The following is a 21,802-nucleotide window of genomic DNA, read 5'->3' on the forward strand; positions in this document are numbered from 1 at the left end:
ACTGTAAATATGCTACGATTAAATATCAATGATGAAATATCCCGGCTGCGTTCGGTAGTGTTGGGCACGGCCGAAAGCTGCGGGCCGGTGCCCTCCCCGGAAGAGGCTTACGACCCCAAGTCATTGGAACATATTTTGGCCGGAACCTATCCAAGGGAAGAGGATATGGTAAGGGAGATGGATGCCTTCGCAAAGGTTTTTGAGAAGTACGGTGTGAAGGTGTACCGCCCGGAGGTTATCGAGAATTGCAACCAGATTTTTTCACGCGACATAGCCTTTGTTATCGAGGACAAGCTGATAATCGCCAACATCTTGCCCGATCGTGAGAAAGAGGTCGAGGCCATATTGCACGTGTTGGAGGAAATAGACAAAGGGCATATTCTACGCCCTCCGGCCGAAGTGCATGTCGAAGGGGGCGATGTTATGCCCTGGAACGATTATATCTTTATAGGAACCTATACCTATGACGACTACCCCCAGCATATTACGGCACGTACTAATAAAGCGGCAGTCGAATATATCGCCGAACAGTTTCCGCATAAAAAGATTAAGTCCTTTGAGTTGCGAAAATCAAAGAAGGCCATCGAAAACGCGCTGCATCTAGACTGTTGCTTCCAGCCCTTGGGCAAAGGGAAGGCCATACTTCACAAAAACGGATTTTTGGTGGAGGAAGAGTATCAATGGTTGGTCGATTTCTTCGGAAGGGAGAATATCTTTGAAATTACCCCGATGGAGATGTACCAGATGTTCAGCAATGTATTTTCGATATCCCCCGAAGTCGTTGTTTCCGAACAGGGCTTCGTTCGTTTGAACACTTGGCTGCGAGAACAGGGTTTTCAGGTTGAAGAGGTCCCCTATTCCGAAATTGCCAAGCAAGAGGGCTTGTTGCGCTGTAGCACCTTGCCCTTGGTGCGCGACTAAGTCCTGTTGCGGTAATCTTCTGACAGTTCGGTGAGCACCTTTATGGCTTTTTCCCCGTCTTTATAGTCTACGAAAATATGGTCGTGGTAATAACCGGCCACGACGTTGCAACCAATATCGAACCGGGCCAGCTCCGAAGCAAAGATCGCCGTAAGGCCTACGGCTTCAAGGGACGAGTGTACCTGTAGGGTAATCCACGCGGCAATAAATTCGTACGCGAGATTGAGGCGGTCGGCATCTTCCTTTTTTAAGATAAGGGTATTGCCCTCCTTTTCCCTGAAAAGACCGATTACATGGTCGGGGGTCTTTGTTTTCGGGGGCTGTACCGCAAATACGTACCTGCCCTCGTTCAAAATGGGCTGCATAGATTGCACTAGCTTTTTTAGTTCGGTTTCGGCTGGCATGGGTTTCTTGGCAAATGGTTAAATTATGGATATGTTTTTTCGACTGCTGTTTAATGTAGGTAAAAAAGCTAATTTAGCGGCCAAAGCAAAGTTAATGAACCCATGCAGATAACGAATACGATTTTAATGGTTCGTCCGATAAATTTCCGAAAGAACGAACAAACAGCGGTAAACAATTACTTTCAAGAAGACATGGACCTAAAGAAGGTAACGATCAATGAAAGGGCCCAAAAGGAGTTTGATGCCTTTGTTGCCGCGCTTCGCCAAAAAGGAGTTAACGTTGTGGTCGTAGACGATACGGCAGAACCCAATACCCCCGATTCCATATTTCCCAATAATTGGATTTCTACCCACGCCGATGGTACGCTGGCGCTATATCCCATGTATGCCGAAAATAGAAGGAAGGAGAGACGTGAGGACATTTTGGACCTCTTGGAGGAACAGGGATTTCGAATCGATACGATCGTTGATTATACCTCTGCCGAAGAGGAAGGGGTATTTCTCGAATCGACCGGAAGTATGATTCTAGACCGTATCCACCAAAAGGCCTATTGCGCCCTATCGGAACGGGCCGACGAAGATCTTTTTATCGAGTTTTGCGAAGATTTTGAGTATACCCCGGTGGTATTTACCGCCAATCAGTCGGTCGATGGAAAACGAATGCCCATTTACCATACCAATGTTATGATGTGTGTCGCCGAAGACTTTGCGGTCATCTGCCTCGATTCCATTGACGATAAGAAAGAAAGGAAGAACGTTCTTGATCACCTGAAACAGGATAACAAGGAAGTCATTGCCATAACCGAGGAACAGATGCACCGTTTTGCGGGTAATATGCTCCAGGTTTTGGGAGAGGATGACAAGCGATTTTTGGTGATGAGCTCGTCGGCCTACAAAAGCCTGACCGATGCCCAAATCGGGCGGATCCAAGCGCATTGCGACATTATACACAGTCCCTTGGATACTATCGAGACCTGTGGCGGGGGCAGTGCCCGGTGTATGATGGCCGAGGTGTTCTTGCCGAGACAATAAACGTTAGGGGCCGTTGACCGTATTACAGTTCTTCCTTCAGGGCCTTGATATCGGTAATCAACTGGGCTACCGACGAACGGTTGAGTCCGTTGTAGATGCCCCTGATGTGCTTGTTCTTGTCGATCAGGAGAAAATTTTCGGTGTGTAGAAAATCGTTGATGTCCTTGGGGATACCTAGATCGTTTTCTACAAAATACTGGTTTCGGCCCAGGTCGTATATCTCTTTTTTGTTACCGGTGACCAAGTGCCATTTGCCATCGATAACGCCGTTCTTTTCGGAATAGGTCTTCAAGACCGCTACCGAATCGATAGAGGGCGTAACGGAATGGGAGAGCAGCAATACTTCAGGGTCGTCTATAAAGGCTTCCTGAACCTTTTGCATGTTTCCCGTCATTTTCAGGCAGATGCCCGGGCAGGTGGTAAAGAAGAAGTCGGCGACATAGATTTTATCGTCAAAGGTTTCGGGGGTAATGGTATCGCCCAATTGATCGATCAAGCTGTACCCCGAAATTTTATGGAAGTCCTTTTCCTGTTGAGAGCCGGGTTCGATCCAGTGGGGTGTGAACGATTCGTCTTGATAGTAGGGTAGATGGGCAACGCGGCTCGATGCCTCGCTTGGGCGCGGCGTTTTTTTTGCCTCGGGCTTACAGGAGGCCAGAGCGCTTAATAGCATCAGGCAGATTCCCGTTTTATTTATCTTTGACAACAACTTCATTCTCTAATTGATAACACGAATTGGCTCTTCTCATTCCGAATATCCTGCCGTTTTTGGCTTCGTAGTTTACGTATAGTTTACCGTTTTTTAACCAGGCCCTTTGCATTCCCTCTTCCTTTCCGTTGACAAGGTGCCTTACCTTGGCCAGTTCGCCGGAGGCATACCATTGTCTTTGCTCGCCGTGTAGCACGCCATCCTTATAATACGATTCTTCTGCCAGTACTCCGTTTTCCCACCAGGTTTTGAACTCCCCCTCTAGGCGGTTGTGCCTGTAATGGGACATGACCCTCAGTACCCCATTGTCGGAATACCTTTTGGCAACGCCTTCCCTTTTTCCGTCTACATAGCCCAGCCTTTCGCCCAAGGCCCCGTTGGGATGGAATTTAACGGAATGGCCGTTAAAAGGTTGGTTGTTGTAGTACCACTTCCCTTCGATGGGGTTGAGGACAAGCTCTTTTTTTAAAACCTCTTGCAGGTCGATTTCAGGGGAGATTTCTTCCTGTAATGACGCCACGGCCGTTTTCTCCTTACAATGCGACAGTAAGAGGACAAAGAGTAGTGGGTATAGGAGCAAGGTAGCCTTCATAATACGGTTTAGTACCCCTGAAATGGTCCGGCGAAGGCCAGATATGATCCCGTGGTCGCGTATACCTCGTTGATAATGTGATAGTGGTATTCCTCTTCCCCATCGGTGTACTGGGTGGTTGAAACATGTCCGCCCGATTCGTCCAGGTCCGTGGGATACGTACCGGTAGAATGGCATTTTCGCCCGTATAGGAATACGCCGTCCAATAGGATGCCTACCAAATTTTCATCGTCATTGGTGAAGGCCTTGGGTTCTAAATGGTAGTGGTACACCCCCGGACCTATATGTGCGCCCGTCCAATCCAAACTGGCGGCGGCCTGGTCCAAGGGGCCGGCACCTTCTTGGTCATTGAATATGGACGCCCCGCTTACGGCTATGCCAATGGTGTTCAGTTCCGTTTCCACTGGATTGCCGTCAAGATCGGGCGTGGCATCGACCCTAATGGTAGTGGCGTTGTTGTTGCTCGACATAATGCTCGGGGTGAGGGCAACATCAGGTTCTTCTTTGTACAGGCTGTGGCCTTCGCCCCAGTATACCGTTTCGTGGTTCGGCAAACCGGTGGTTTCGATCACTACTTGCGAGCCGTCCAAATAAATGGTAGTAGCCTCGGGGTTAAAGGCCGCAAAGGCCGCATGCAGTTCGGTTACCGTTTCCTCATCGCCATCCTGGTCAATAGTGGAGTCGTCCGTGCTGTCCGTACTGCAGGAGAGCAATTCTATAAGGAAAACAAGTAGTGCAACGCTCCAAGGGAGCTTTTGGGTAAAATAGGTGTTCTTCATCGTGTCGATTGTCGAATGGGTTAAACTTGATTTGGTAAATAACGGGAATTGAAAGCTGTGAAATGAGGTGATTCTGTGAATGGCCGGGTAGGTTCAGTGAACCGTGGAAATAATTAAGCCGGCCTTCTGGCTATACCGGCCTCAGGGTGGTTTTGTACTTGGTGAACATTCGGGAAATGGAAATGAGGGTAAAGAGCACCAAAACGGCCAAGCTTGCCATCGGCCACAGTAAATCGGAATCGTTGTCTACCTGTTCAAAGGTGCCGTTCGTATTTTTAATCGAGACTTCGAAGCCATTTGCTTTTTTGAGGACAAAGTTTTTAGAGCCGTTTGCGCCTCCAGTAATCTTGAATATCGTATGGTGGTTCGATGCCTCGTCAAGCCCTTTCAGCTTTACCTGCAACCGGGTCGGCTCTTCCGGTAGGCCGGTAAGCTTGAACTTTATATCGGTCTGATGCCCCAATCTGATGGCGCCTTCCCCAAGGACTGCCGTGTAATCATAATTGCCGCGGATCGATATGTTTTCCCTCAGGTATTGGACGAGTAATTTTTGAAATTCATTCGACGTTAGTCCATCTACATCGATCTCGGGGTAGTTACCGATCAACCGGTTTCGAAACCCGTCGAACGCCGAACTGATGTGAAGGGTATAATGGCCTTGTGGGTCCTGTGCCAAGGTCATGGTCGCGATTTGCGGATTATGGGCATTGGCGAAGGGGCAAAACACACACATCAGGAGCACGAATACAATTCTCTTCATTTTCTTTTCTAATTGATTTCAAAAGTTCCCTGTGCCCCGGAAAAGCAGCCGATGAAGCTGTTCGTTCCCGCGGCGGCCACATGGTAATGGTAACCCCGGATATCGTCGGTATGCCCTCGGCAGTCGTCCAGGTCGGTAGGTTCGTTGCCGTTTTCGTCCAAGCGTTCGAACATGGGAAAGCCATCTAGGGCATAGCCGATCAGTGCGGCGTGGCCGTCTGCTTGTTCCACCTTGGCGGTCATGCCAGTGGCGGCGTGGTAGTGATAGCCGGTATTGGGGTTGATATGGCCTCCGTTGTCGTCCATTGGGGCCAAGGTATAGGCGCCGAGGATTTCACTGGTGGGTGCCGGGGGGTCGAAGTTGACCCCGTTCAGGGCGAGGCCTACTACCGATCCACCGCCCCCACCGGGAGGCGGCCCTTGGTGGTCCTTCCTATCCGGTGGAGGTCCGTTGCCCTTTCTGTCGGCCGGAGGCCGTCCGCCCCCGCGTGCCCCCCTGTTGAAATAATCGGGGGTGTCCAATTTAACGGGGGTCACGGGAATATAATAGGTAATGGAAACGTCGGAAACAAAGGAAGGTTGACATTCGACACAAAAGTTCTCGTATTCTTCCCCCACATTGGGGTTGGCCGCATTTTCACAATCCTCCAGGGTCTGGGTGACAAATATGTTGCCTTCCTCGTCGTACATCTTCCATGTGGCATCGGAATAAAAATCGGCCATGTTTTCTATAAATGCCCCGTCAACGTCGTAGAGCTCGCCGTTTTCAAACCACTTGCCCCCTTTGTCAGGCCCGTCGGTAATATGCGTGGGGCACCAAGGCCCCATTGGGTGTTCGGTAGGTACCGAGGTGGTGGTGATTTTATAGCAAGTAGCCACCGTTCCGTCCGATAAGGTTTTCTCTACTTTGGTAATAGGTTCGACCAGGCCCTCTTTAATGAATACATCGGGGTCGACCTCGGTTACGCCTTCCCGGTTGGGGCCATCGTTTTGCATGTTGCCGTTCTTTTTGTTTGACTTACAGCCGATACCCGAGCCAAGGAGAAGGATGCCGGATAGAATATACAGGGATAGTCGTCGCATTTTTATGATATTTAGGTGGTCCATTTACAATGTTTTTTGTCCTGTCTTTGTCGGCTTTCGCCCTTTGCTTGGGTACCTTCGCATTGGCCTATAGTGCGTTGCCTTTTGTCGTTAAGTCAGGGTTTTCCCGAATTAGGGTACAAAAGTGGGCAATCGTTATATGCAAAGGGAGGCCAATCAATGTATGGCGGTAGGTTTTCGGTGAATGCTGGGTTATGTACGGTAGACCGTATGGTTTTATGGGTTTGGGAGGGGTGTTTTGGAGGGGCGTCGAGAAATAATTACTTTAATTTGCAGCATGAAACAAACGAATCGTTTTCTTTTTCATGTTTTTCTATGGATGGCCGTTTGGCTAATGGCCTGGCTGTTGTTCAGTGAGGATATCAGGTTTTTAAGGAACAACCTGCCATCATTTGTCATGCAGATCCTTGTGATTGCCGTCTTGATCTACGTGACCGCCCCCCGCCTGTTGTTCAAAAAAAGGTACTTGGTATTCGGGGTGGTTTCCTTTCTTTTGGTCGTCGCATGCTCCTTTCTGATCTCGGAAGTCCCCTTCTCGCCTGAAAACGGGATGCCCCCTCCCCAGCGAAGGATGCCTGGAGTCGGACCTCCCCTGGCCCCTCCGAAAATATTGATCCAATTTTTGGTGCTTTCGATAGCCTATGTGCTGGCCACTTTTGTAGAGACCTTCTTGTTCGCACAAAAGAAGGAAGAGGAAACCATCAGGAACAGGAACGAAAACTTGCAGATGGAACTGAAGTTCTTGAAATCGCAGATAAATCCACACTTTTTGTTCAATGCCCTTAACAATATCTATGCCTTGTCGGTAATAGACTCGAACAGGACACAGGAAAGCATAGGTACCTTGTCCGATATGTTGAGGTACGTACTGTATGAATGCGAACAGCCCGTAGTGCCCATTAAAAAGGAGATTGCCTATATTCGTAATTATTTGGACCTGTTCCAGTTGAAGAGCAGCAAGCCCTTTACCATCAAAACCGATTTTCAAGTGGCCGATTTAAGCGTGGGCATTGCGCCTATGTTGTTCATCCCCTTTGTAGAAAACGCCCTTAAACACGGTAACATAGACCATGTGGCCGATGGCTACCTGGAAATTAAGGTGCATTCCGATACTGAAGGCATCGATTTTTTTGTGGGGAACAGTGTTTCCGAACGTCCTGTCCAAAAGGATGCGGTCGGGGGTATAGGCTTGGAAAACGTTAAAAAACGCTTAGAGATCCTCTATCCGAAGAATCACCGATTGAACATTGAAAAGACCCCGAAGAGTTATACGGTAAACCTTAGCATCAGATTGAATGGAACCCATTAAATGTGTCGTCGTAGACGACGAGGAATTGGCGCGCGGCCTTTTAAAGGCCTATATCGAACGCTTGGATTTTTTGACCCTTGTTGCCGAAGTGGCCAACCCCTTGGAGGCACTGAAGATTTTAAAGAACGAAGGTATAGGCCTGCTTTTTCTCGACATTCAAATGCCTGAGATCAAAGGTACCGACTTCGCCAAGCTCGTGCCTCCCGAAACGCAAGTGGTTTTTACCACGGCCTATTCGGAGTATGCCCTCGAAGGTTTTGAACTCAGTGCCCTTGATTATCTTTTAAAGCCCATTACCTTCGAGCGTTTTCTTGCCGCCGTAAACAAGGTAAGGGGCAAAAGGGAAGAAAAAACCTCCTTCGAAAATTTTTCGGATACCACGATTACCGTCAAGTCCGGCTACGACCTTCATAAGGTGAGGTATCAAGACATCCTATTTATCGAAAGTGATAGCGAGTACGTCCATTTTCATCTCAAGGATAAAAAAATAATGAGCCATCAGTCCCTTAAAAAATTGATGGAACTGTTGCCGCGTACATTGTTTATGCGGGTACATCGCTCGTATATCGTCAATCGCAACCAGGTAACGGCCCTAAAGGGCCGGGATGTCTATATCGGGGATCGGGAAATTCCGGTTAGTGCCCAATATTTCGAAGAGGTAAAGCGCCAATTGTTTTGATCTTATGGTCGACTGTGTTTAACGCCGGGAAGAAAGGCTTTTTTAGGGTTCTCCTTGGTAATCAGGTCAATTTCACTTTGGGGTATGCCACGGTATAAAAGCTCGGGCACGAGATACTTTACCAAGGCGTCAAAACCGCGAACAGGCCCGCCAGCGGGAAACCCGTTGCCGTCATGGGAAAGCAACAGGCGTTCGAGTAGACCGTTTTTCCTGAACTTTTCAATTCGGTCGGCGTACTCCTTGTAATTGGAGCTGCTTACGCCATCAAAGGATATCCAAGCCCCTTTTTTTGCGGTGTCCAATAACAATGCGTCGTCCTTTGCCTTGTTGGCATGCACCCATATCCAGGCACTGGGGTCGACCTTGTACCCTTTGAGCAATTGCATTTGTAATTTTGCGGCCTCCCTGTTATCTCCTGTATGGACCACTAGGGTAAGGCCGGTTTTTAGGTGGGCGCGTACTCCGGCTTCGAATAGTTTGGTGTCTATTGGGGAAGGGGTGCCCATATCGAAGGCCAGTTTAATGAAACCGGGTTTTATATCCGAGCCCCCAATACCGTTTTCAAACTCATCGACCCATAGATCGGCAATTTCCGCGGCCTCCATTTCATAAGCGAAAGAAGGTATATATCGATCATTCGCCGCAGCGTAAAAACCGGTATTGGTGATGATGTTGATATCCGTTTCCCTGGAAATTTTTTGGAGCAAATCGGTTCTTCGGCCAAAATAGGCGGTGGTGCAATCAAAAATGGCATCGACGCCGAGCCTCCTCAACTTCTTTAAATAGGGGACGACTTGCCCCAAAAGTGCAGCATCGTTATAGAATGAAGTCGAATCTTGGGGCTTCCCGTAGTTCGACATGATATGCTCGTGGGTGAGCACAAAACCAAGTTCCGAAACTTTAATGGGGCCTTGTACGGTCTGTATCGTTCCCTCTTGTGCTAGACCAAAGTCGAGGCACAGGAGGCTTAGTAGGTAAAGGCACCATTTGAGTTTTACGGTGTTCATCGTCTATACCTTTTGCATGGCTTTCTTTTTTCTATTTCGTCGGCGATCTCGTCCCATAATTTAATTCGGCATAGTAAGGCCTTTTTGGCCGTATCCCCCGCTTCCTGCCATTTCTTTTCACTTTGCCCGCAAAGCTCCTTGACCATTTCCAGTGAAAGCGGACCGTGCTCATCGCCGTCGAGTTCGATGTGCCGCCGTAGGTAATAGGTAAGTTTCGGAAAGCTTTTTTTATGCTTTTCGGACGATTGTTCAATAATTTTAAGGAACATATCCGGGATTAAATCTTCCCGGCCAAAAGTAAAGGCGGCTGCTGTTTTGTGTATTTGGTCTTCGTGTATGGTCGCAAAAGTGAAGTGAAGAAATTCCTTTTCCGCCGCCTGCAAGGGAGCATGGTTTATCTTTTCGCCTAGGTCGCTAAGGTCGTCTAAAGATGCAATGAATCCCAGCACTTTTGAGGTGTCTGCATTTACTTCGCCCATGGCGTCCAAATACATCTCAAAATGGCTTTTGGGTACCCCGTTTTCGTTGATGTCGGTCTCCTCGCCCAGCACGATTTCATTTATAAATCGGGCTGTTTTGGCATTGTTTGTCGGTTTCCATGGCAATGAGGTACAGGTCAATCGGTTTTGTAAGGCCTTTAGAAGCGACATGAAGTCCCAAACCGGGTAGACATGCTTTTGCATAAAGATTCTAATATCGTCCATTTCCGACAACAACCCGTAAACACGATGGTCGGTAAGCTCTTTTCTCAGGCCTTCGATTTCTTGTTCAATGTATGCTATTCTGTCCATAGACCTATCAATGATTGCACAGTTCTTTTTTGAGGTTTATGATGCTTCCAATAGAGCGGTTGTATTTGATTTCACTGTGGAAGCCCGAAATTAGTCAATTCTTGTGATTTGGTCAGGGCAAAAGGGAAAATATGTTAGCCTTAAGGTATCAGGGCTGCGACTGGTCCGGTGCGACACAGTGTGGCCTTGCACCTAAAGGGATAAAGCGGTAATATTACGGCCGGGCACGGCATGGGGATCCCATAGGGGGTTATGGACGAAGATAGCAGTAAGGGTGTAGTATGGAAAAGAACGGGAATCAAAACAAAAGGGCGAAGCGGCCATGGCCGACCAAGGATGCCATGGCCCAGGTCTACGAAAAGAATCTATGGGGTGGCGAAAGCACCTTCTATTCAGGAGAGGGCTCGCACCGACCCGAACTCGTAGGGCCCTATATCGATGTGGTGCGTACGTTTTTGCGTTCTTTCGACCCGGCCCTTTCGGTGTGCGATCTGGGCTGTGGCGACTTTAATGTCGGCAAGGAATTGGTCGCCCTTGCCCGAAGCTATGTGGCGGTGGACATTGTACCCGCCCTTATCGTCCGTAACCAAGAGAAGTTTAAGGCCGAAAATCTCGAATTCCGTTGTATGGACATCGCCGTGGACGATTTGCCCCCTGCCGATTGTGCCCTGCTTCGGCAGGTGCTCCAGCATTTGTCGAACGCCGAGGTACAAGGGGTGGTCGAAAAACTTGATCGGTATAGGTATGTCATCTTGACCGAACACCTGCCCATAGAAGATTTTATACCCAATAGGGATATTATTTCAGGGCAGGGCATCCGGCTGAAGAAGGGGAGTGGGGTCGATCTATTGGCCCCTCCCTTTAATTTTCGGGTAAAGGAAGAAAAGCAGTTGTTGTCTTTGGATGCCGGGGGTGGAAAGGGGCAGATCGTTACCCGTTTGTATCGGGTCAAGTGAGTTCGTCCGTTAGGGATAATCCCTTCGTTTAATCTTTTCCTAAAAACTTTTTTAATTTTTCAATGTTCCGTTTATGATCAATCAAATTTCTTCGAATTTCAACACAACTGGCTTCCGTAAATTCAAAATCTTGCCCCTCAATTTGTCCTTTTAGTTTTAACGTTCCTTTGTCATCAAAGGCTTTAGCATGGGCGAATTTGTTTCGTATATCAATAACTTGAGTTTGATATGTTTTGTTTTTGTCAAGGAAATATTTTATTTCGTCATTAGTTTTCAATGGTTTTAACAAATCTCTTAAAATTTCCCATTTCTTCACTGCATCAATTTTGGGAAAATAACTTTGAAAATCTCGGTATTTATCCCAAAAACTCTCGAGTCTTTTTTGTAATGGCGTATGTGCTTTGTCCGAAACTATTTGTTTTAAATCTTTGTCACTTTTTTCATGTTGTACAACTAATAGCATTACAAGTTCTTCTATCTCTACATCCAAATCGCTTGTTGCTGCTGTTATTAGGCCTCTTGTAGCATTGAGTTCAAGAAGCTTATCTAATGTTAATCTTATAAGTTTTTCAACTTTATCTAAAAATGTATCTCGATTTGAGTGAAAGGTTATTCTATCCATAAAAGCCAAACGTTCTTTTACCTCTGGAGCGTCCCTGAAGTTTGATTTAGCGGTATAAAACAAAATCTCTGTTGAAAAACCTTTCTCTTCCCTAATTTTTTTAATGATTTTGTCTCCGGTAGTGGCATTTAAATTAAAGTCTGAAATAATTAAATCGTACTTATGGCTATAAATGAATTTGTCTAAATCTGCCTCATCTGCAACAGTTACAATATTGGGTTCAAACCCTAGTTCTTCTAAATAAGAATTGAGATTACCAACTTCTCCGTTCTCAATATATTCTTGTATGTCATTATCAATCCATAAAATATTATATTCCAATTGCATATGTGATTAACTTTTGAAGGAAATAACAAATTCAACTCCTTTGTTAAGTTTGTTATTAACGGTTATTGTCCCTTTCAATTTCTCAATGATTTCTTTTACATGATACAATCCGATTCCTGTACCACGTCTTGAGGTGGTAAAACCAAAATCAAAAATGTTGTCAACTATGCTGTCTTTAATACCTGCTCCATCATCTTTAAATGATAATTGAGTGATTTGGTCTACCTTGTTCCATTCTAGCACCACTTTTGAAGCGCCGTGTTTGGAAGAATTACTGATAAGATTATCTAAAACTATAACAACATCAATGGGGTTGAATTTAGTGTTGAGTTCTAAACCTTTTGGAGTGGCTATTTCAATATTTAACAATTCACGATTAATTCGTAAGTCATCTCTTTGTTTATAGACATTGGTAAGATATTCATTGATAAAAGAGACAAGGTCAGAATTTAGTTTATTGGAATGTATATTAAAATTAACCTTTTTAAAATACTTGGAAAAAGAGGTTATCTTTTCATTTTGTTGACTAATTCTCTTAACAATTGTCTGCAACTCCTCTTTTGGAGCATCTTTGTTTATTGCTTTAACAAGGTTTTGAATGTCTATTTTCAGTAAACTTGTAGTTAACCCGATGTGATGTAAAATACTCTCTAAGTTTTTGGTGTCATCACTAATTTCTGATTGCAAAAAATTTTTTTGACTGGATATAATATCAAGTTTCTGCTCAGTTTCTTTGCGTAAAGATTCTTCTTTTTGGGCTTTTGCTTTATCTTTTTCTGCATCTGCCTTTATTTCTTTGACTGCCTTTTCAATTTTTTTAGCTTCTTTTACTAATTCGGGATTGTCGGAATTGGCTGCTACTTTAGTAATGTTTTTTACAATTTTATCAACACTTTTCTCTTGTTTACTTTCAATAATTTCAAGAAAGTCTTTGCTGTATTGTATATCAATTATATCCTTGGAATTGATAAAACCAGTAATTATTTCAAGGATTTCAACTTTAACATCCTTTGCCCACAATTCAGGATTTATTATTTCTCCCGTTTCTTTATTTACTCTTTCATCTCCCCAACGAATTACATTTACAACATAATTTTCTAGCCTTTTCAACACGTAGTCATAGAAAAAATCTACAAATTGAAAATATGTGTCAGTTTTTATTAACCCACCATCTCGTGTAGTAGTTTCTTTTAATTCAGGTTGTTCTCCAGAAATTTCAATTCTACCAATTAAGTCTCTATTTCCTAAGAAACGATTATAGCCTTGCGCTTTTCTTCTGTCTATTAATAATAAATCTTCCCCCGGTTCTCCGAATGGATACACCCTAAAACCGTTCTTATACATAAATACAGAACCATAATCAATCGAACGCATTCCCATAATCCTATGAAAATTTGTTTTTGCCTTGAAATTGAGTTGAAATAGGTATGTTTTGATATTTTCTAATTTTTCAAAAGGATTTCTTTCTTTTAGATAATAAATTAAATCTCCTCTATCTTGTAAAGTTGTTTCTATGAAATTACCATCTTCTGAAATTTCGACTAAGATATTCGTAGTTTTAATTTCAAGAGTTTCAAAAACAGTATTCTTAACAAATCCATTTACTATTTCTAAATCGCCTCTAACTTTCCCTTTTTTATTGGGGGTCTTATCAATGTTTAGTTCATCTTTAGCAATAATTTCTATACTAAATCTTTCACTATCATTTCCTTGATTGGGGTTAATCAGTTTTGCTAATGATTTTTTTAAGTTTAAAATTCTTTTTCTATCCCAATTGTCTCGCAGTCCAGTAATTTCGAGAATTGTTCCATGTTTAATTTTATTTGGTGTGTCTTTCAGTTCATTGTGTGTAACTTTGATATTTACAAACTCTTCTTCGTCGGCATTTTCAAAATCTTCCCAATGCACCACAAGGTTTTCAATTTTAGGATTGGGTTCGTCTTTTATTGTGATTAAATTAAGATGCTTTCCTAATCTATCACACGAAAAACGTCCAACACCTTTTGCTCCGGCAAATATCCGTTGTGTTTTTATTTTATTGCGGTAATCTTCATTTTCCTTTCCCAAGCGTTTAGCGGAGTAGGCTACAAACAACCACTTATTTTTGAGGTCGTCATAGTTCATCCCTTTGCCATTATCTTTAATGATGATTTTGGCGTTGTCAGGATTATAATTGTCTTCAAAAATGACTTTTACTTTAGTGGCATTCGCATCAAAGGAGTTTTTAACCAATTCAAAAACAGCAACAAACTCATCAGTAATCAATTCTCTACCAATGAGGTCTTTTAATGCTGCACTTATTTTGAATGATTCGGTATTAGCCATTAAATGAGTTGTTTTAATATTAATCCTGCCTGTTCGCCAAATAATGGGGGAATTGCATTTCCAACTTGTGTATACCTTGGAACTTCCATTTTTCGTAATTTTCCACCCGTTGTATATTTACCTTTAAAGTCAAACCAATCGGGAAAACTTTGCAATCTTGCACATTCTCGAACAGTCAAAATTCGAGGTTCGCAATAATGTATCATATCATCAGGGTGCGAAGTAACAGTAGGAGCTTGTTCTTTAGGTTGTAATGGAACTAAAACCTGTGTGGAAAGTCCGATTTGCTTTTTCAAATCTTCCGATATGTTTTTACATTCCGTTGAAACAGATTGAACATAGCTCAAGCGCTCAATTACTTTTTGTGAATGTTTGGTAAAGCTATGGCTATTGGGAATTTTGGTTTCTTCATTTTCTTTTCGAACAAATCGCTGATAGTTAGATTTTGTTTTGCTATAAAATCCACTTGTAAACCCTTTTCTATCAGGTGTTTCAATAGTTTTTTTACTACGGATTAAATCCGAAAGAGCTTCTTCAATAGTTGGTTTTACGGAAAGCTCTTTTTCGGCCAAAAAAGAAAACTTGTTTTTTTCGATAAGATTGAAAAAACTTTTTGCTTTTTCTACGCTCGAATTTTTGATATTGTTTCTGATACCTACAAGAATAAAACGTGTCCGCTTTTGTGGAATTCCATAATCTCCAAAATTGACCAATTGTCCATATACGTTGTAGCCTTCTTGCGTTAATTTGTCGGTTACAATTTGTGAGTATTTCTTTCCTTTTTGCTTATTACTTTTAAACTTCATTGTAAAACCTTTCACATTTTCAAAAAAGATGAGTTTAGGTTTCACTAACGAAACAAATTCAATGTATGAATTAATTAAAGTATTGCGTTCGTCCTTTTCATTTCTTCTTCCGGCAATGGAAAACCCCTGGCAAGGTGGTCCTCCGGCAATTAGAGTTACTTTTCCTTGTAGTTTTTTTAATTTATCAGAATAGTTCTCAATAACTTCATTAATATCGTGGGCCTCTTGTGGCAGCCATTTAGGCCAATCAAAATGATTTATTTTTTTTATCAAGTTATGTTCTAACGTTTGAAAAGCGTGCGGACTTTTTTCAATTGCAAAGAAGCCTTTCCAATTGGAACGGTTTAAACCGAGTGAAAGTCCACCACAGCCGGCAAACAAGTCGATGTATGTGTGTTTACCTTTCATTAGTCTTTATTGTGTTAAAAGTTGACGAAAATTAAGATTAAGCTTTTTCGCAATATTAATGAAGTGTTCCCCAAAAATGATTGTTTTGAGTGATTATACCACCGTGAAATAGTTGAAATTTCTTTTCTCCACTTGCAGTAGACTACTTGTTTCGTTCAGCTAAATTATAATACGAATTCTAATAAGTCTATTAGAAGACAAATTTCATCGGATTTTAGGTAAAAATATGTATTATTAAATAAAAGAGATTCACGATTTTTGAAATTTGTTTAAGTGAATAAAATAAATAGTTGTGTTGTAAACATACTTCAATTTTTTAAAGGGGATATTGGGTGTCTTTAAAAAATGATCCTATATTCTACCGGAACTTCTTTTTAAAAGTTAGCCAACTGGTTTCATGCTTTTAAATTTAATCTAATTTCCATTTGAAATAGAGGAAGATTGGTTGATTGTATCTTGATTTTTATGGTATTAAAATAGTAATATAAAAAAAAAGCACCAAACAATATCGTCACCGAACAACTTGGTAAACCGTAGGGGTAGAGGGGCTTTTAACTCGACGGGTTCCCCTGGGGCCAATGGGTGTTCGAATTGTAGCGAATGGGCATGTAAGTACAGACCTTTTCCCCTTAAGATCAAATTATCGGGGCCATAGATTTGGTCGCCCAAAATGGGGTTTCCGATTCCCGATAGGTGTTGGCGCAATTGGTGCCTTCGACCGGTTCTGGGTTCGAGCCGAACCAGATTGAGCTGCCCGAAGCGTTCCGAAGCTACGGACCGTACCTGTGTATACTCCGATTGGGATGCCTTGCCGTCGACTGCCGCGTTTATTTGCCCACTGCGCTCCATCGACCCGATGGTGACCGCATAATAGGTCTTCTTGATCGCCTTGTCTTCGAACATACGGTTCAGGTTTCGAATACTGCTACTTGTCTTGCCGATCAGCAAAATACCTGTGGTGGCGTAGTCCAAACGGTGAACGGGCCAAGGTATTGTGGCGTCGACGTGCCCACTGGGCCGAAGGTTCCCTTCCAGGGCCTTGGCAACGGTCTTAAAGCTATTGCCGCTGACCAAGATACCGGCGGGTTTGTGGACGACCGCCAAATAATCGTCTTCGAACAATACCCTGAGGGGGAAGATCAGTTTTTTCTTCGGACCGGCTTTTGGGGGTATGGAAAGTTCGATGTGCTCACCGCCCCGTATAAAAGTGCCCGAAGTGGCGAGAACTCCGTTGACGGTAACGTAGTCTTTCTTTAGGGCCTTTTTTAACGCCGATTTGGTAAAGGCCGCCCTAAAAAGGCCCACGCCATATTCTTGAAGACGAATAGGGGTGGGTATTTTAGGTACGATATGCGTTTCGTTTAAATCGATAGCGGCTTTTGTTGGGCCAAATTTAGGCAATGCGCGCCCTTTAAAAGGGGAGGCGGGATTTTTTACTTCTTTTGCGCCACAAAACGGATTACCGAACCAAGGCCGTTGTGGTACAGTCCTTCTTGGAGTTCGACGATTTTTTCCTCGGCTTCGATGATTTCGTAATCGGGAAAATCGGTGCGTAGCTCCCCGATGGAAAAGAGGCTGTCGAGATTGCCCGGGCCTCCTACGCCGGGGTTTTTTGACTTATACTCCAAATGGTTTTTGCCAAAGGCCTCGATGATTATCGTACCCCCTTTTCGAAGGTAGGTGCTCAGCATACGATGGTATGTTGACTTGATTTCAGGAGGAAAGTGGGCATAGACCAAGGCAATGGCGTCAAATTCGCCTTCTTGGTAATCGAGGGTGGGAAGTTCGCCCACCTGGTAGTCGATATCGACCCCATGGGCTTCGGCCAGTTGAAGTGCTTTTTTTCGGCCTTGGGCACTGATGTCGAAAGCCGAGACCTTCCATCCCAAATTGGCGGCGAAGATGGCATTTCGGCCTTCCCCTTCCGCGCCGAAAAGTATTTTGCCGGGTTGGAGTTTTTCTAACTGTTCCTTGAAATATACATTGGGCTCGAGGCCAAAAGCATACTCGGTTGCGCTGTACCTGTCGTCCCATCGTTTTTGCCACGGGTCTGTCATAGTCGTTTTGTTATAGGTTTATTTTCAGTTCATGTCGAATGCGCTTCGGCGATTGGGGAACGGTCCGAAGTGAGGAGCTATTAAAAATAACACATTTTAATGGAATTTGGAAGGGAAGGGGGGGGCAGCTCAGGGGATTTAACGGAACATTGTTATGTGTATGGGCGATACGCTCCAAGGCCGGAGGCTTGGCTGTGGCCTAATCGGGGCCGTATGGTTTATCCCAGGATCATACCGGCGATGGTCGCGGAAAGTAAAGAGGCTATAGATCCCCCCAGTACGGCCTTCATGCCGAATTCGGAAAGGGTCTTGCGCTGTCCGGGTGCCAAGGAGCCGATACCCCCGATCTGTATGCCGATGGAGGCGAAATTGGCAAAACCGCACAGCATATAGGTAGCCATGATCACCGATTTGTTGTAGGTGAGGTTGGCTCCTTGGGTCAGGTCCTTTAGTTCGGCCAATTGGATATAGCCCACAAATTCGCTGGCGGCCAGTTTGATGCCCAATAGCTGCCCCATGAGCATAATATCTTCCTTGGCTACGCCGATGAGCCACATCAATGGGGCGAAAATGGTGCCCAATAGGGCCTCTAACGACAATTCGCTATACGAGGTGTTTTCGGCCATCCATTGGTTGAGGTGGGTCAGGTCGCCCGCGTAGCCCAAAATACCATTGATCATGGCGATCATGGCCACGAATACCAATAACATGGCGCCGACGTTGACGGCCAATTTTAAACCTTCGGTAGTACCGTTGGCGATGGCATCGAGCATATTGGATCCAATTTTTTCGGTAGAGACCTCCATGTTGGTGTTGACCGCTTCCGTTTGTGGGTGCAGTATCTTTGAGATAACGATGGCCCCGGGTGCGGCCATGACCGAGGCGGCCAGTAGGTGCTTGGCGAACACCAGTTGCAGGGCTTCGTCTTCCCCTCCTAAAAATCCGATATAAGCGGCCAAAACGGCTCCGGCCACGGTAGCCATTCCACCGATCATTACCAAAAGGATCTCGGAGCGGTTCATTTTTTCGAGGTAGGCCTTGATCAACAAGGGGGCCTCGGTCTGGCCCAAAAATATATTTCCTGCCACGGAAAGACTCTCCGGTCCTGAAATGCCCAGGCTTTTTGAAAGTAGCCAAGCCAGGCCGCGCACTACCTTTTGAATCACTCCCAAATAAAACAATAGGGAGGTCAAGGCAGAAAAGAAAATGATGGTGGGCAGCACCTGAAAGGCGAAAATATAGCCGAAAGTATTGGTGTCGACCACCAAGCCCTCGAAGAGAAACTTGCTTCCCGCCCGGGTAAAGCCCAAAATACTGATGAATACCTGGCCTACCGTTTCAAAGGCCTTTTGAACAAAGGGCACCTTCAACACGCCTATGGCGATCAACAATTGTAACGACAGTCCAATGCCCACGGTTTTCCAATTGATGGCCCTGCGGTTCGAACTGAACAGAAAGGAAATAAGGATGAGTACGGCCATGCCCAGCATGCCACGCCATAGGCTGTTGATACTGAAGCCTTCATTAGGTACGATATCGGGCACGTTCGTGTGAACGTCGTTGTAGGTCACTGAATCGACAATATCGATCGACAGGGAGTCTTGGGCCAAGGAAGGAAAAGCGGTACATAGGGCAAGCAGTAGGATCCATAATTTGGTGTTCATATAATTGCTTGCGGGTTTGATGATTAGTATTGATTAGTTGCGTTTGGATATTTCGTCGCGCAGTTTGGCCGCCTTCTCGTAGTCTTCGTTGGCAACGGCCTTATCAAGTTCTTTGTTGAGTTCTTCTATGGTGAGCTCCTTATAGCCGTCGCTCGCCCCTGATTCTATTTCCACGGTTTCGCCTTCCTGAAGGATCTCATCGACGACGATGCTATCGTCCGATTCTTCCTTTTCGGTATCCTTTGATGAGAATTTAAGATAGATGCCGGCTTTGTCCAAAATGGTCTTATAGGTGAAAATGGGTGCGTTGAATCGAAGGGCCAGGGCAATGGCATCGCTTGTGCGGGCATCGATGATTTCCTCGATTTTGTCCCTTTCGCAAATAATGCTCGAATAGAAGACCCCATCCACCAATTTGTGGATGATTACCTGTTTGATAACGATATCAAAGCGGTCGGCAAAGTTTTTGAAGAGATCGTGGGTCAACGGCCGCGGTGGCTTTATTTCCTTTTCCAGGGCAATCGCAATGGATTGTGCCTCGAAAGCCCCGATAACAATGGGCAATTTTCGTTCACCTTCCACCTCGTTCAAAATAAGGGCGTAAGCACCGTTTTGCGTTTGGCTGTATGAAATGCCTTTTATTTTTAACCTGACTAAGCTCATAGTATCTTAAAAATACAAAAAGGCTGTTTAAATATGGGCATACCCTAAATTTAAACAGCCCTTCCGAAGGCGCAAATTAACAAAAATTAAGCGTTTTGAGCTTTAAATTCCCTTAATTTTTCAATGAGCTGGGGCACCACTTCAAAGGCGTCCCCCACAATTCCGTAGTCGGCAGCCTTGAAAAATGGGGCCTCGGGATCGTTATTGATCACAACTTTTGTTTTACTGGCACTTACCCCTGCCAAATGTTGAATGGCCCCTGAGATGCCTATGGCGATATAGAGGTTTGACGCTACGGGTTTTCCGGTTTGGCCCACGTGTTCGCTATGCGGCCTCCATCCCATATCCGATACGGGCTTCGAGCAGGCAGTGGCCGCTCCCAAAACCTCGGCCAGTTCTTCGACCATACCCCAGTTTTCCGGACCCTTGAGTCCACGACCGCCGGAAACCACGATTTCGGCATCGGCGATCGATACCTTACCGGCCACTTTGTCGACCTCTACCGATTGTACCGCAAAATCGCCATCGCTTAGGGCAGGGGCAAAATCTTCCACTGTGATATCGGCACTGTTTTCGATTATTCCGAAAGAATTGTTCGATACGCCAACGATTTTTTTGGCAGTGCTTATTTCAGTATGGGCGAAGCCCTTGTTGCTAAAAGCGGTTCGCTTAACGGTAAAGGGTGCCGTACTACTGGGCGACTCGACCACGTTGGGCACGTAGCCGGCCTTTAATTTGGCCGCCAAGAGGGGGGCCGTGTATTTGCTGTTCGAACTTGAGCTGAAGACGACGACGTCGGCCCCTTCCCTTTCCACGGCCTCGGCGATCGCTTTGGCGTACGCCTCGGCATTGAAACTGTTCAATTGGTCGTTCGAAACGCTCAATACCTTGGAGATGCCGTAAGCGCCAAGACTGTTGTTTTCATCGGCGCTGAAGGAAATGGCCACAGCCGAGGTGCCCAATTGATCGGCCACGGACTTGGCGTACGAAGCAACTTCAAAGGCACTTTTTTTGAACTTTCCGTTTTCTGATTCTGTATATACGAGAACTGACATTTTTTTGTGTTTAAATTATCTGAAATAAATTCGAATATCGCTTCGGATGCTTAGATTACCTTGGCCTCGGTATGTAGCAATTCTACAAGCTCGTCTACCGATTCGGTAAGTTTAACGGCTCCTTTGGGTTCGGGCTTTTCAAACTTTTTGTCGGCCGTGGCGGTAGTGGCACCGATGGGTTCGACCACGTTCAGGGCTTTCTTGCGGGCCATCATTATGCCTCGCATGTTGGGTATTTTAAGGTCGCTCTCCTCGACCAATCCTTTTTGGCCACCGATGACCAAGGGCAGTTGGGCCGTTACTTTTTCCTTTCCCCCATCGATCTCGCGCAAGGCGGTGGCGGTATCGCCCTCCACTTCAAGTCCGATACAGGTATTTACGAAGTTCATCCCCAACAGGCCGGCCAAAATGCCGGGCACCATGCCGCCGTTGTAGTCGATAGACTCCCTACCGGCGATGATCAGGTCGTAGGCCCCTTCTTTGATTACATGGGCGAGTTGCTCGGCAACAAAGAATCCGTCGGTAGGTACCGCATTGATGCGAATGCCTTCGTCGGCACCTATGGCGAGGGCCTTGCGCATCGTGGGTTCTACCGATGCATCGCCCACCGTGGCTATATGAACCGTGGCCCCTTGCTTTTCCTTGAACCACATGGCCCGTGTCAACCCGAACTCGTCGTTTGGGTTGATGACAAACTGTACCCCGTTGGTGTCGAATTGGGTGTCACCTTCCGTAAAGTTGATTTTGGACGTTGTATCCGGAACGTTACTAATGCAAACTAATATTTTCATCTATACTACTCTTTTAAAATAACCACACGAAGATAAGTATTC

General features: G+C 45.2%; 22 protein-coding genes. 5 read left to right on the forward strand and 17 right to left on the reverse strand.

Features of this window, described 5'->3' with window-relative positions:
* Window positions 1–9: 9 nt before the first annotated feature.
* Window positions 10–921 carry a dimethylarginine dimethylaminohydrolase family protein gene (locus BUB37_RS17025; protein ID WP_072995029.1) on the forward strand — a complete coding sequence of 304 codons (912 nt, stop codon included), beginning with the start codon at window positions 10–12 and terminating at the stop codon, window positions 919–921.
* On the opposite strand, the gene BUB37_RS17030 is transcribed toward BUB37_RS17025, so the two are convergent.
* Window positions 918–1,325 carry an ACT domain-containing protein gene (locus tag BUB37_RS17030; protein ID WP_072995030.1) on the reverse strand — a complete coding sequence of 136 codons (408 nt, stop codon included), beginning with the start codon at window positions 1,323–1,325 and terminating at the stop codon, window positions 918–920. The genes BUB37_RS17025 and BUB37_RS17030 overlap by 4 nt on opposite strands.
* Window positions 1,326–1,427: 102 nt before the next feature.
* On the opposite strand from BUB37_RS17030, the gene ctlX reads away from it, so the two are divergent.
* Window positions 1,428–2,357: a citrulline utilization hydrolase CtlX gene (gene ctlX / locus BUB37_RS17035; protein WP_072995031.1), complete on the forward strand. Its 930-nt coding sequence runs from the start codon at window positions 1,428–1,430 to the stop codon at window positions 2,355–2,357.
* A gap of 22 nt (window positions 2,358–2,379) precedes the next feature.
* Here the strand turns inward: ctlX and BUB37_RS17040 are convergent, their stop codons facing one another.
* The 5 genes from BUB37_RS17040 to BUB37_RS17060 form a co-directional block, all read right to left on the reverse strand.
* Entirely contained in the window at window positions 2,380–3,030 is a 651-nt protein-coding gene (locus tag BUB37_RS17040; RefSeq protein WP_244526877.1) for an SCO family protein, read from the reverse strand.
* A gap of 16 nt (window positions 3,031–3,046) precedes the next feature.
* Complete coding sequence (locus BUB37_RS17045) at window positions 3,047–3,658, reverse strand: toxin-antitoxin system YwqK family antitoxin (RefSeq protein WP_094766777.1); 612 nt, start codon at window positions 3,656–3,658, stop codon at window positions 3,047–3,049.
* Between the two features lie 8 nt (window positions 3,659–3,666).
* Window positions 3,667–4,437, reverse strand: a complete 771-nt coding sequence (locus BUB37_RS17050; RefSeq protein WP_072995033.1) for a YHYH protein — start codon at window positions 4,435–4,437, stop codon at window positions 3,667–3,669.
* Window positions 4,438–4,567: 130 nt separating this feature from the next.
* Window positions 4,568–5,197, reverse strand: coding sequence for a hypothetical protein (locus tag BUB37_RS17055; protein ID WP_072995034.1), 630 nt, complete (start codon window positions 5,195–5,197; stop codon window positions 4,568–4,570).
* An 8-nt stretch (window positions 5,198–5,205) separates the two neighbouring features.
* Window positions 5,206–6,279: a YHYH protein gene (locus tag BUB37_RS17060; RefSeq protein ID WP_244526878.1), complete on the reverse strand. Its 1,074-nt coding sequence runs from the start codon at window positions 6,277–6,279 to the stop codon at window positions 5,206–5,208.
* Between the two features lie 298 nt (window positions 6,280–6,577).
* On the opposite strand from BUB37_RS17060, the gene BUB37_RS17065 reads away from it, so the two are divergent.
* Together BUB37_RS17065 and BUB37_RS17070 are read left to right on the forward strand one after the other, a co-directional pair.
* A complete protein-coding gene (locus BUB37_RS17065) occupies window positions 6,578–7,609 on the forward strand; it encodes a sensor histidine kinase (RefSeq protein ID WP_072995036.1) in 1,032 nt (343 codons plus the stop codon).
* A complete protein-coding gene (locus tag BUB37_RS17070) occupies window positions 7,596–8,288 on the forward strand; it encodes a LytR/AlgR family response regulator transcription factor (RefSeq protein WP_072995037.1) in 693 nt (230 codons plus the stop codon). The genes BUB37_RS17065 and BUB37_RS17070 overlap by 14 nt, the downstream gene beginning before the upstream one ends.
* 2 nt (window positions 8,289–8,290) lie before the next feature.
* Here the strand turns inward: BUB37_RS17070 and BUB37_RS17075 are convergent, their stop codons facing one another.
* A complete protein-coding gene (locus BUB37_RS17075; RefSeq protein ID WP_072995038.1) occupies window positions 8,291–9,295 on the reverse strand; it encodes a phosphotriesterase family protein in 1,005 nt (334 codons plus the stop codon).
* Window positions 9,292–10,086, reverse strand: a complete 795-nt coding sequence (locus BUB37_RS17080) for a DUF3050 domain-containing protein (RefSeq protein ID WP_072995039.1) — start codon at window positions 10,084–10,086, stop codon at window positions 9,292–9,294. Before BUB37_RS17080 ends, BUB37_RS17075 begins: the two co-directional genes overlap by 4 nt.
* 281 nt (window positions 10,087–10,367) lie before the next feature.
* On the opposite strand from BUB37_RS17080, the gene BUB37_RS17085 reads away from it, so the two are divergent.
* Window positions 10,368–11,042 (forward strand): class I SAM-dependent methyltransferase, encoded by a 675-nt coding sequence (locus BUB37_RS17085; RefSeq protein WP_072995040.1) that lies wholly within the window; start codon window positions 10,368–10,370, stop codon window positions 11,040–11,042.
* A 28-nt stretch (window positions 11,043–11,070) separates the two neighbouring features.
* Here the strand turns inward: BUB37_RS17085 and BUB37_RS17090 are convergent, their stop codons facing one another.
* The 9 genes from BUB37_RS17090 to BUB37_RS17130 form a co-directional block, all read right to left on the reverse strand.
* Window positions 11,071–11,991, reverse strand: coding sequence for a response regulator (locus BUB37_RS17090; protein WP_072995041.1), 921 nt, complete (start codon window positions 11,989–11,991; stop codon window positions 11,071–11,073).
* Window positions 11,992–11,997: 6 nt separating this feature from the next.
* A complete protein-coding gene (locus BUB37_RS17095) occupies window positions 11,998–14,316 on the reverse strand; it encodes a sensor histidine kinase (protein WP_072995042.1) in 2,319 nt (772 codons plus the stop codon).
* Complete coding sequence (locus tag BUB37_RS17100; RefSeq protein WP_072995043.1) at window positions 14,316–15,530, reverse strand: DNA cytosine methyltransferase; 1,215 nt, start codon at window positions 15,528–15,530, stop codon at window positions 14,316–14,318. The genes BUB37_RS17095 and BUB37_RS17100 overlap by 1 nt, the downstream gene beginning before the upstream one ends.
* Window positions 15,531–16,001: 471 nt before the next feature.
* Window positions 16,002–16,931, reverse strand: coding sequence for an RluA family pseudouridine synthase (locus tag BUB37_RS17105; protein WP_317616557.1), 930 nt, complete (start codon window positions 16,929–16,931; stop codon window positions 16,002–16,004).
* A 32-nt stretch (window positions 16,932–16,963) separates the two neighbouring features.
* The gene (locus tag BUB37_RS17110) at window positions 16,964–17,587 is read right to left on the reverse strand and encodes a class I SAM-dependent methyltransferase (protein ID WP_072995044.1); all 624 of its coding nucleotides are present in this window, start codon (window positions 17,585–17,587) and stop codon (window positions 16,964–16,966) included.
* A gap of 218 nt (window positions 17,588–17,805) precedes the next feature.
* Window positions 17,806–19,251, reverse strand: a complete 1,446-nt coding sequence (locus BUB37_RS17115) for a NupC/NupG family nucleoside CNT transporter (protein WP_072995045.1) — start codon at window positions 19,249–19,251, stop codon at window positions 17,806–17,808.
* A gap of 33 nt (window positions 19,252–19,284) precedes the next feature.
* Window positions 19,285–19,914, reverse strand: coding sequence for a bifunctional nuclease family protein (locus tag BUB37_RS17120; protein ID WP_072995046.1), 630 nt, complete (start codon window positions 19,912–19,914; stop codon window positions 19,285–19,287).
* Between the two features lie 86 nt (window positions 19,915–20,000).
* The gene (locus tag BUB37_RS17125; protein ID WP_072995047.1) at window positions 20,001–20,969 is read right to left on the reverse strand and encodes an electron transfer flavoprotein subunit alpha/FixB family protein; all 969 of its coding nucleotides are present in this window, start codon (window positions 20,967–20,969) and stop codon (window positions 20,001–20,003) included.
* 50 nt (window positions 20,970–21,019) lie between these two features.
* Window positions 21,020–21,760 (reverse strand): electron transfer flavoprotein subunit beta/FixA family protein, encoded by a 741-nt coding sequence (locus tag BUB37_RS17130; RefSeq protein WP_072995048.1) that lies wholly within the window; start codon window positions 21,758–21,760, stop codon window positions 21,020–21,022.
* Window positions 21,761–21,802: the final 42 nt, after the last annotated feature.

Source organism: Pseudozobellia thermophila (genome assembly GCF_900141855.1).
Taxonomy (GTDB): Bacteria; Bacteroidota; Bacteroidia; order Flavobacteriales; family Flavobacteriaceae; genus Pseudozobellia; species Pseudozobellia thermophila.

What these genes read in the sequence shown, in the direction of transcription:
- BUB37_RS17070 (WP_072995037.1), top strand. Translation starts at nt 7,596, where the DNA reads ATGGAACCCATTAAATGTGTCGTCGTAGACGACGAGGAATTGGCGCGC.
- BUB37_RS17090 (WP_072995041.1), bottom strand. Translation starts at nt 11,991, where the DNA reads ATGCAATTGGAATATAATATTTTATGGATTGATAATGACATACAAGAA.
- BUB37_RS17025 (WP_072995029.1), top strand. Translation starts at nt 10, where the DNA reads ATGCTACGATTAAATATCAATGATGAAATATCCCGGCTGCGTTCGGTA.
- BUB37_RS17130 (WP_072995048.1), bottom strand. Translation starts at nt 21,760, where the DNA reads ATGAAAATATTAGTTTGCATTAGTAACGTTCCGGATACAACGTCCAAA.
- BUB37_RS17100 (WP_072995043.1), bottom strand. Translation starts at nt 15,530, where the DNA reads ATGAAAGGTAAACACACATACATCGACTTGTTTGCCGGCTGTGGTGGA.
- BUB37_RS17030 (WP_072995030.1), bottom strand. Translation starts at nt 1,325, where the DNA reads ATGCCAGCCGAAACCGAACTAAAAAAGCTAGTGCAATCTATGCAGCCC.
- BUB37_RS17080 (WP_072995039.1), bottom strand. Translation starts at nt 10,086, where the DNA reads ATGGACAGAATAGCATACATTGAACAAGAAATCGAAGGCCTGAGAAAA.
- BUB37_RS17115 (WP_072995045.1), bottom strand. Translation starts at nt 19,251, where the DNA reads ATGAACACCAAATTATGGATCCTACTGCTTGCCCTATGTACCGCTTTT.
- BUB37_RS17075 (WP_072995038.1), bottom strand. Translation starts at nt 9,295, where the DNA reads ATGAACACCGTAAAACTCAAATGGTGCCTTTACCTACTAAGCCTCCTG.
- BUB37_RS17120 (WP_072995046.1), bottom strand. Translation starts at nt 19,914, where the DNA reads ATGAGCTTAGTCAGGTTAAAAATAAAAGGCATTTCATACAGCCAAACG.
- BUB37_RS17050 (WP_072995033.1), bottom strand. Translation starts at nt 4,437, where the DNA reads ATGAAGAACACCTATTTTACCCAAAAGCTCCCTTGGAGCGTTGCACTA.
- BUB37_RS17065 (WP_072995036.1), top strand. Translation starts at nt 6,578, where the DNA reads ATGAAACAAACGAATCGTTTTCTTTTTCATGTTTTTCTATGGATGGCC.
- BUB37_RS17045 (WP_094766777.1), bottom strand. Translation starts at nt 3,658, where the DNA reads ATGAAGGCTACCTTGCTCCTATACCCACTACTCTTTGTCCTCTTACTG.
- BUB37_RS17055 (WP_072995034.1), bottom strand. Translation starts at nt 5,197, where the DNA reads ATGAAGAGAATTGTATTCGTGCTCCTGATGTGTGTGTTTTGCCCCTTC.
- BUB37_RS17085 (WP_072995040.1), top strand. Translation starts at nt 10,368, where the DNA reads ATGGAAAAGAACGGGAATCAAAACAAAAGGGCGAAGCGGCCATGGCCG.
- BUB37_RS17095 (WP_072995042.1), bottom strand. Translation starts at nt 14,316, where the DNA reads ATGGCTAATACCGAATCATTCAAAATAAGTGCAGCATTAAAAGACCTC.
- ctlX (WP_072995031.1), top strand. Translation starts at nt 1,428, where the DNA reads ATGCAGATAACGAATACGATTTTAATGGTTCGTCCGATAAATTTCCGA.
- BUB37_RS17125 (WP_072995047.1), bottom strand. Translation starts at nt 20,969, where the DNA reads ATGTCAGTTCTCGTATATACAGAATCAGAAAACGGAAAGTTCAAAAAA.
- BUB37_RS17060 (WP_244526878.1), bottom strand. Translation starts at nt 6,279, where the DNA reads ATGCGACGACTATCCCTGTATATTCTATCCGGCATCCTTCTCCTTGGC.
- BUB37_RS17040 (WP_244526877.1), bottom strand. Translation starts at nt 3,030, where the DNA reads ATGCTATTAAGCGCTCTGGCCTCCTGTAAGCCCGAGGCAAAAAAAACG.
- BUB37_RS17110 (WP_072995044.1), bottom strand. Translation starts at nt 17,587, where the DNA reads ATGACAGACCCGTGGCAAAAACGATGGGACGACAGGTACAGCGCAACC.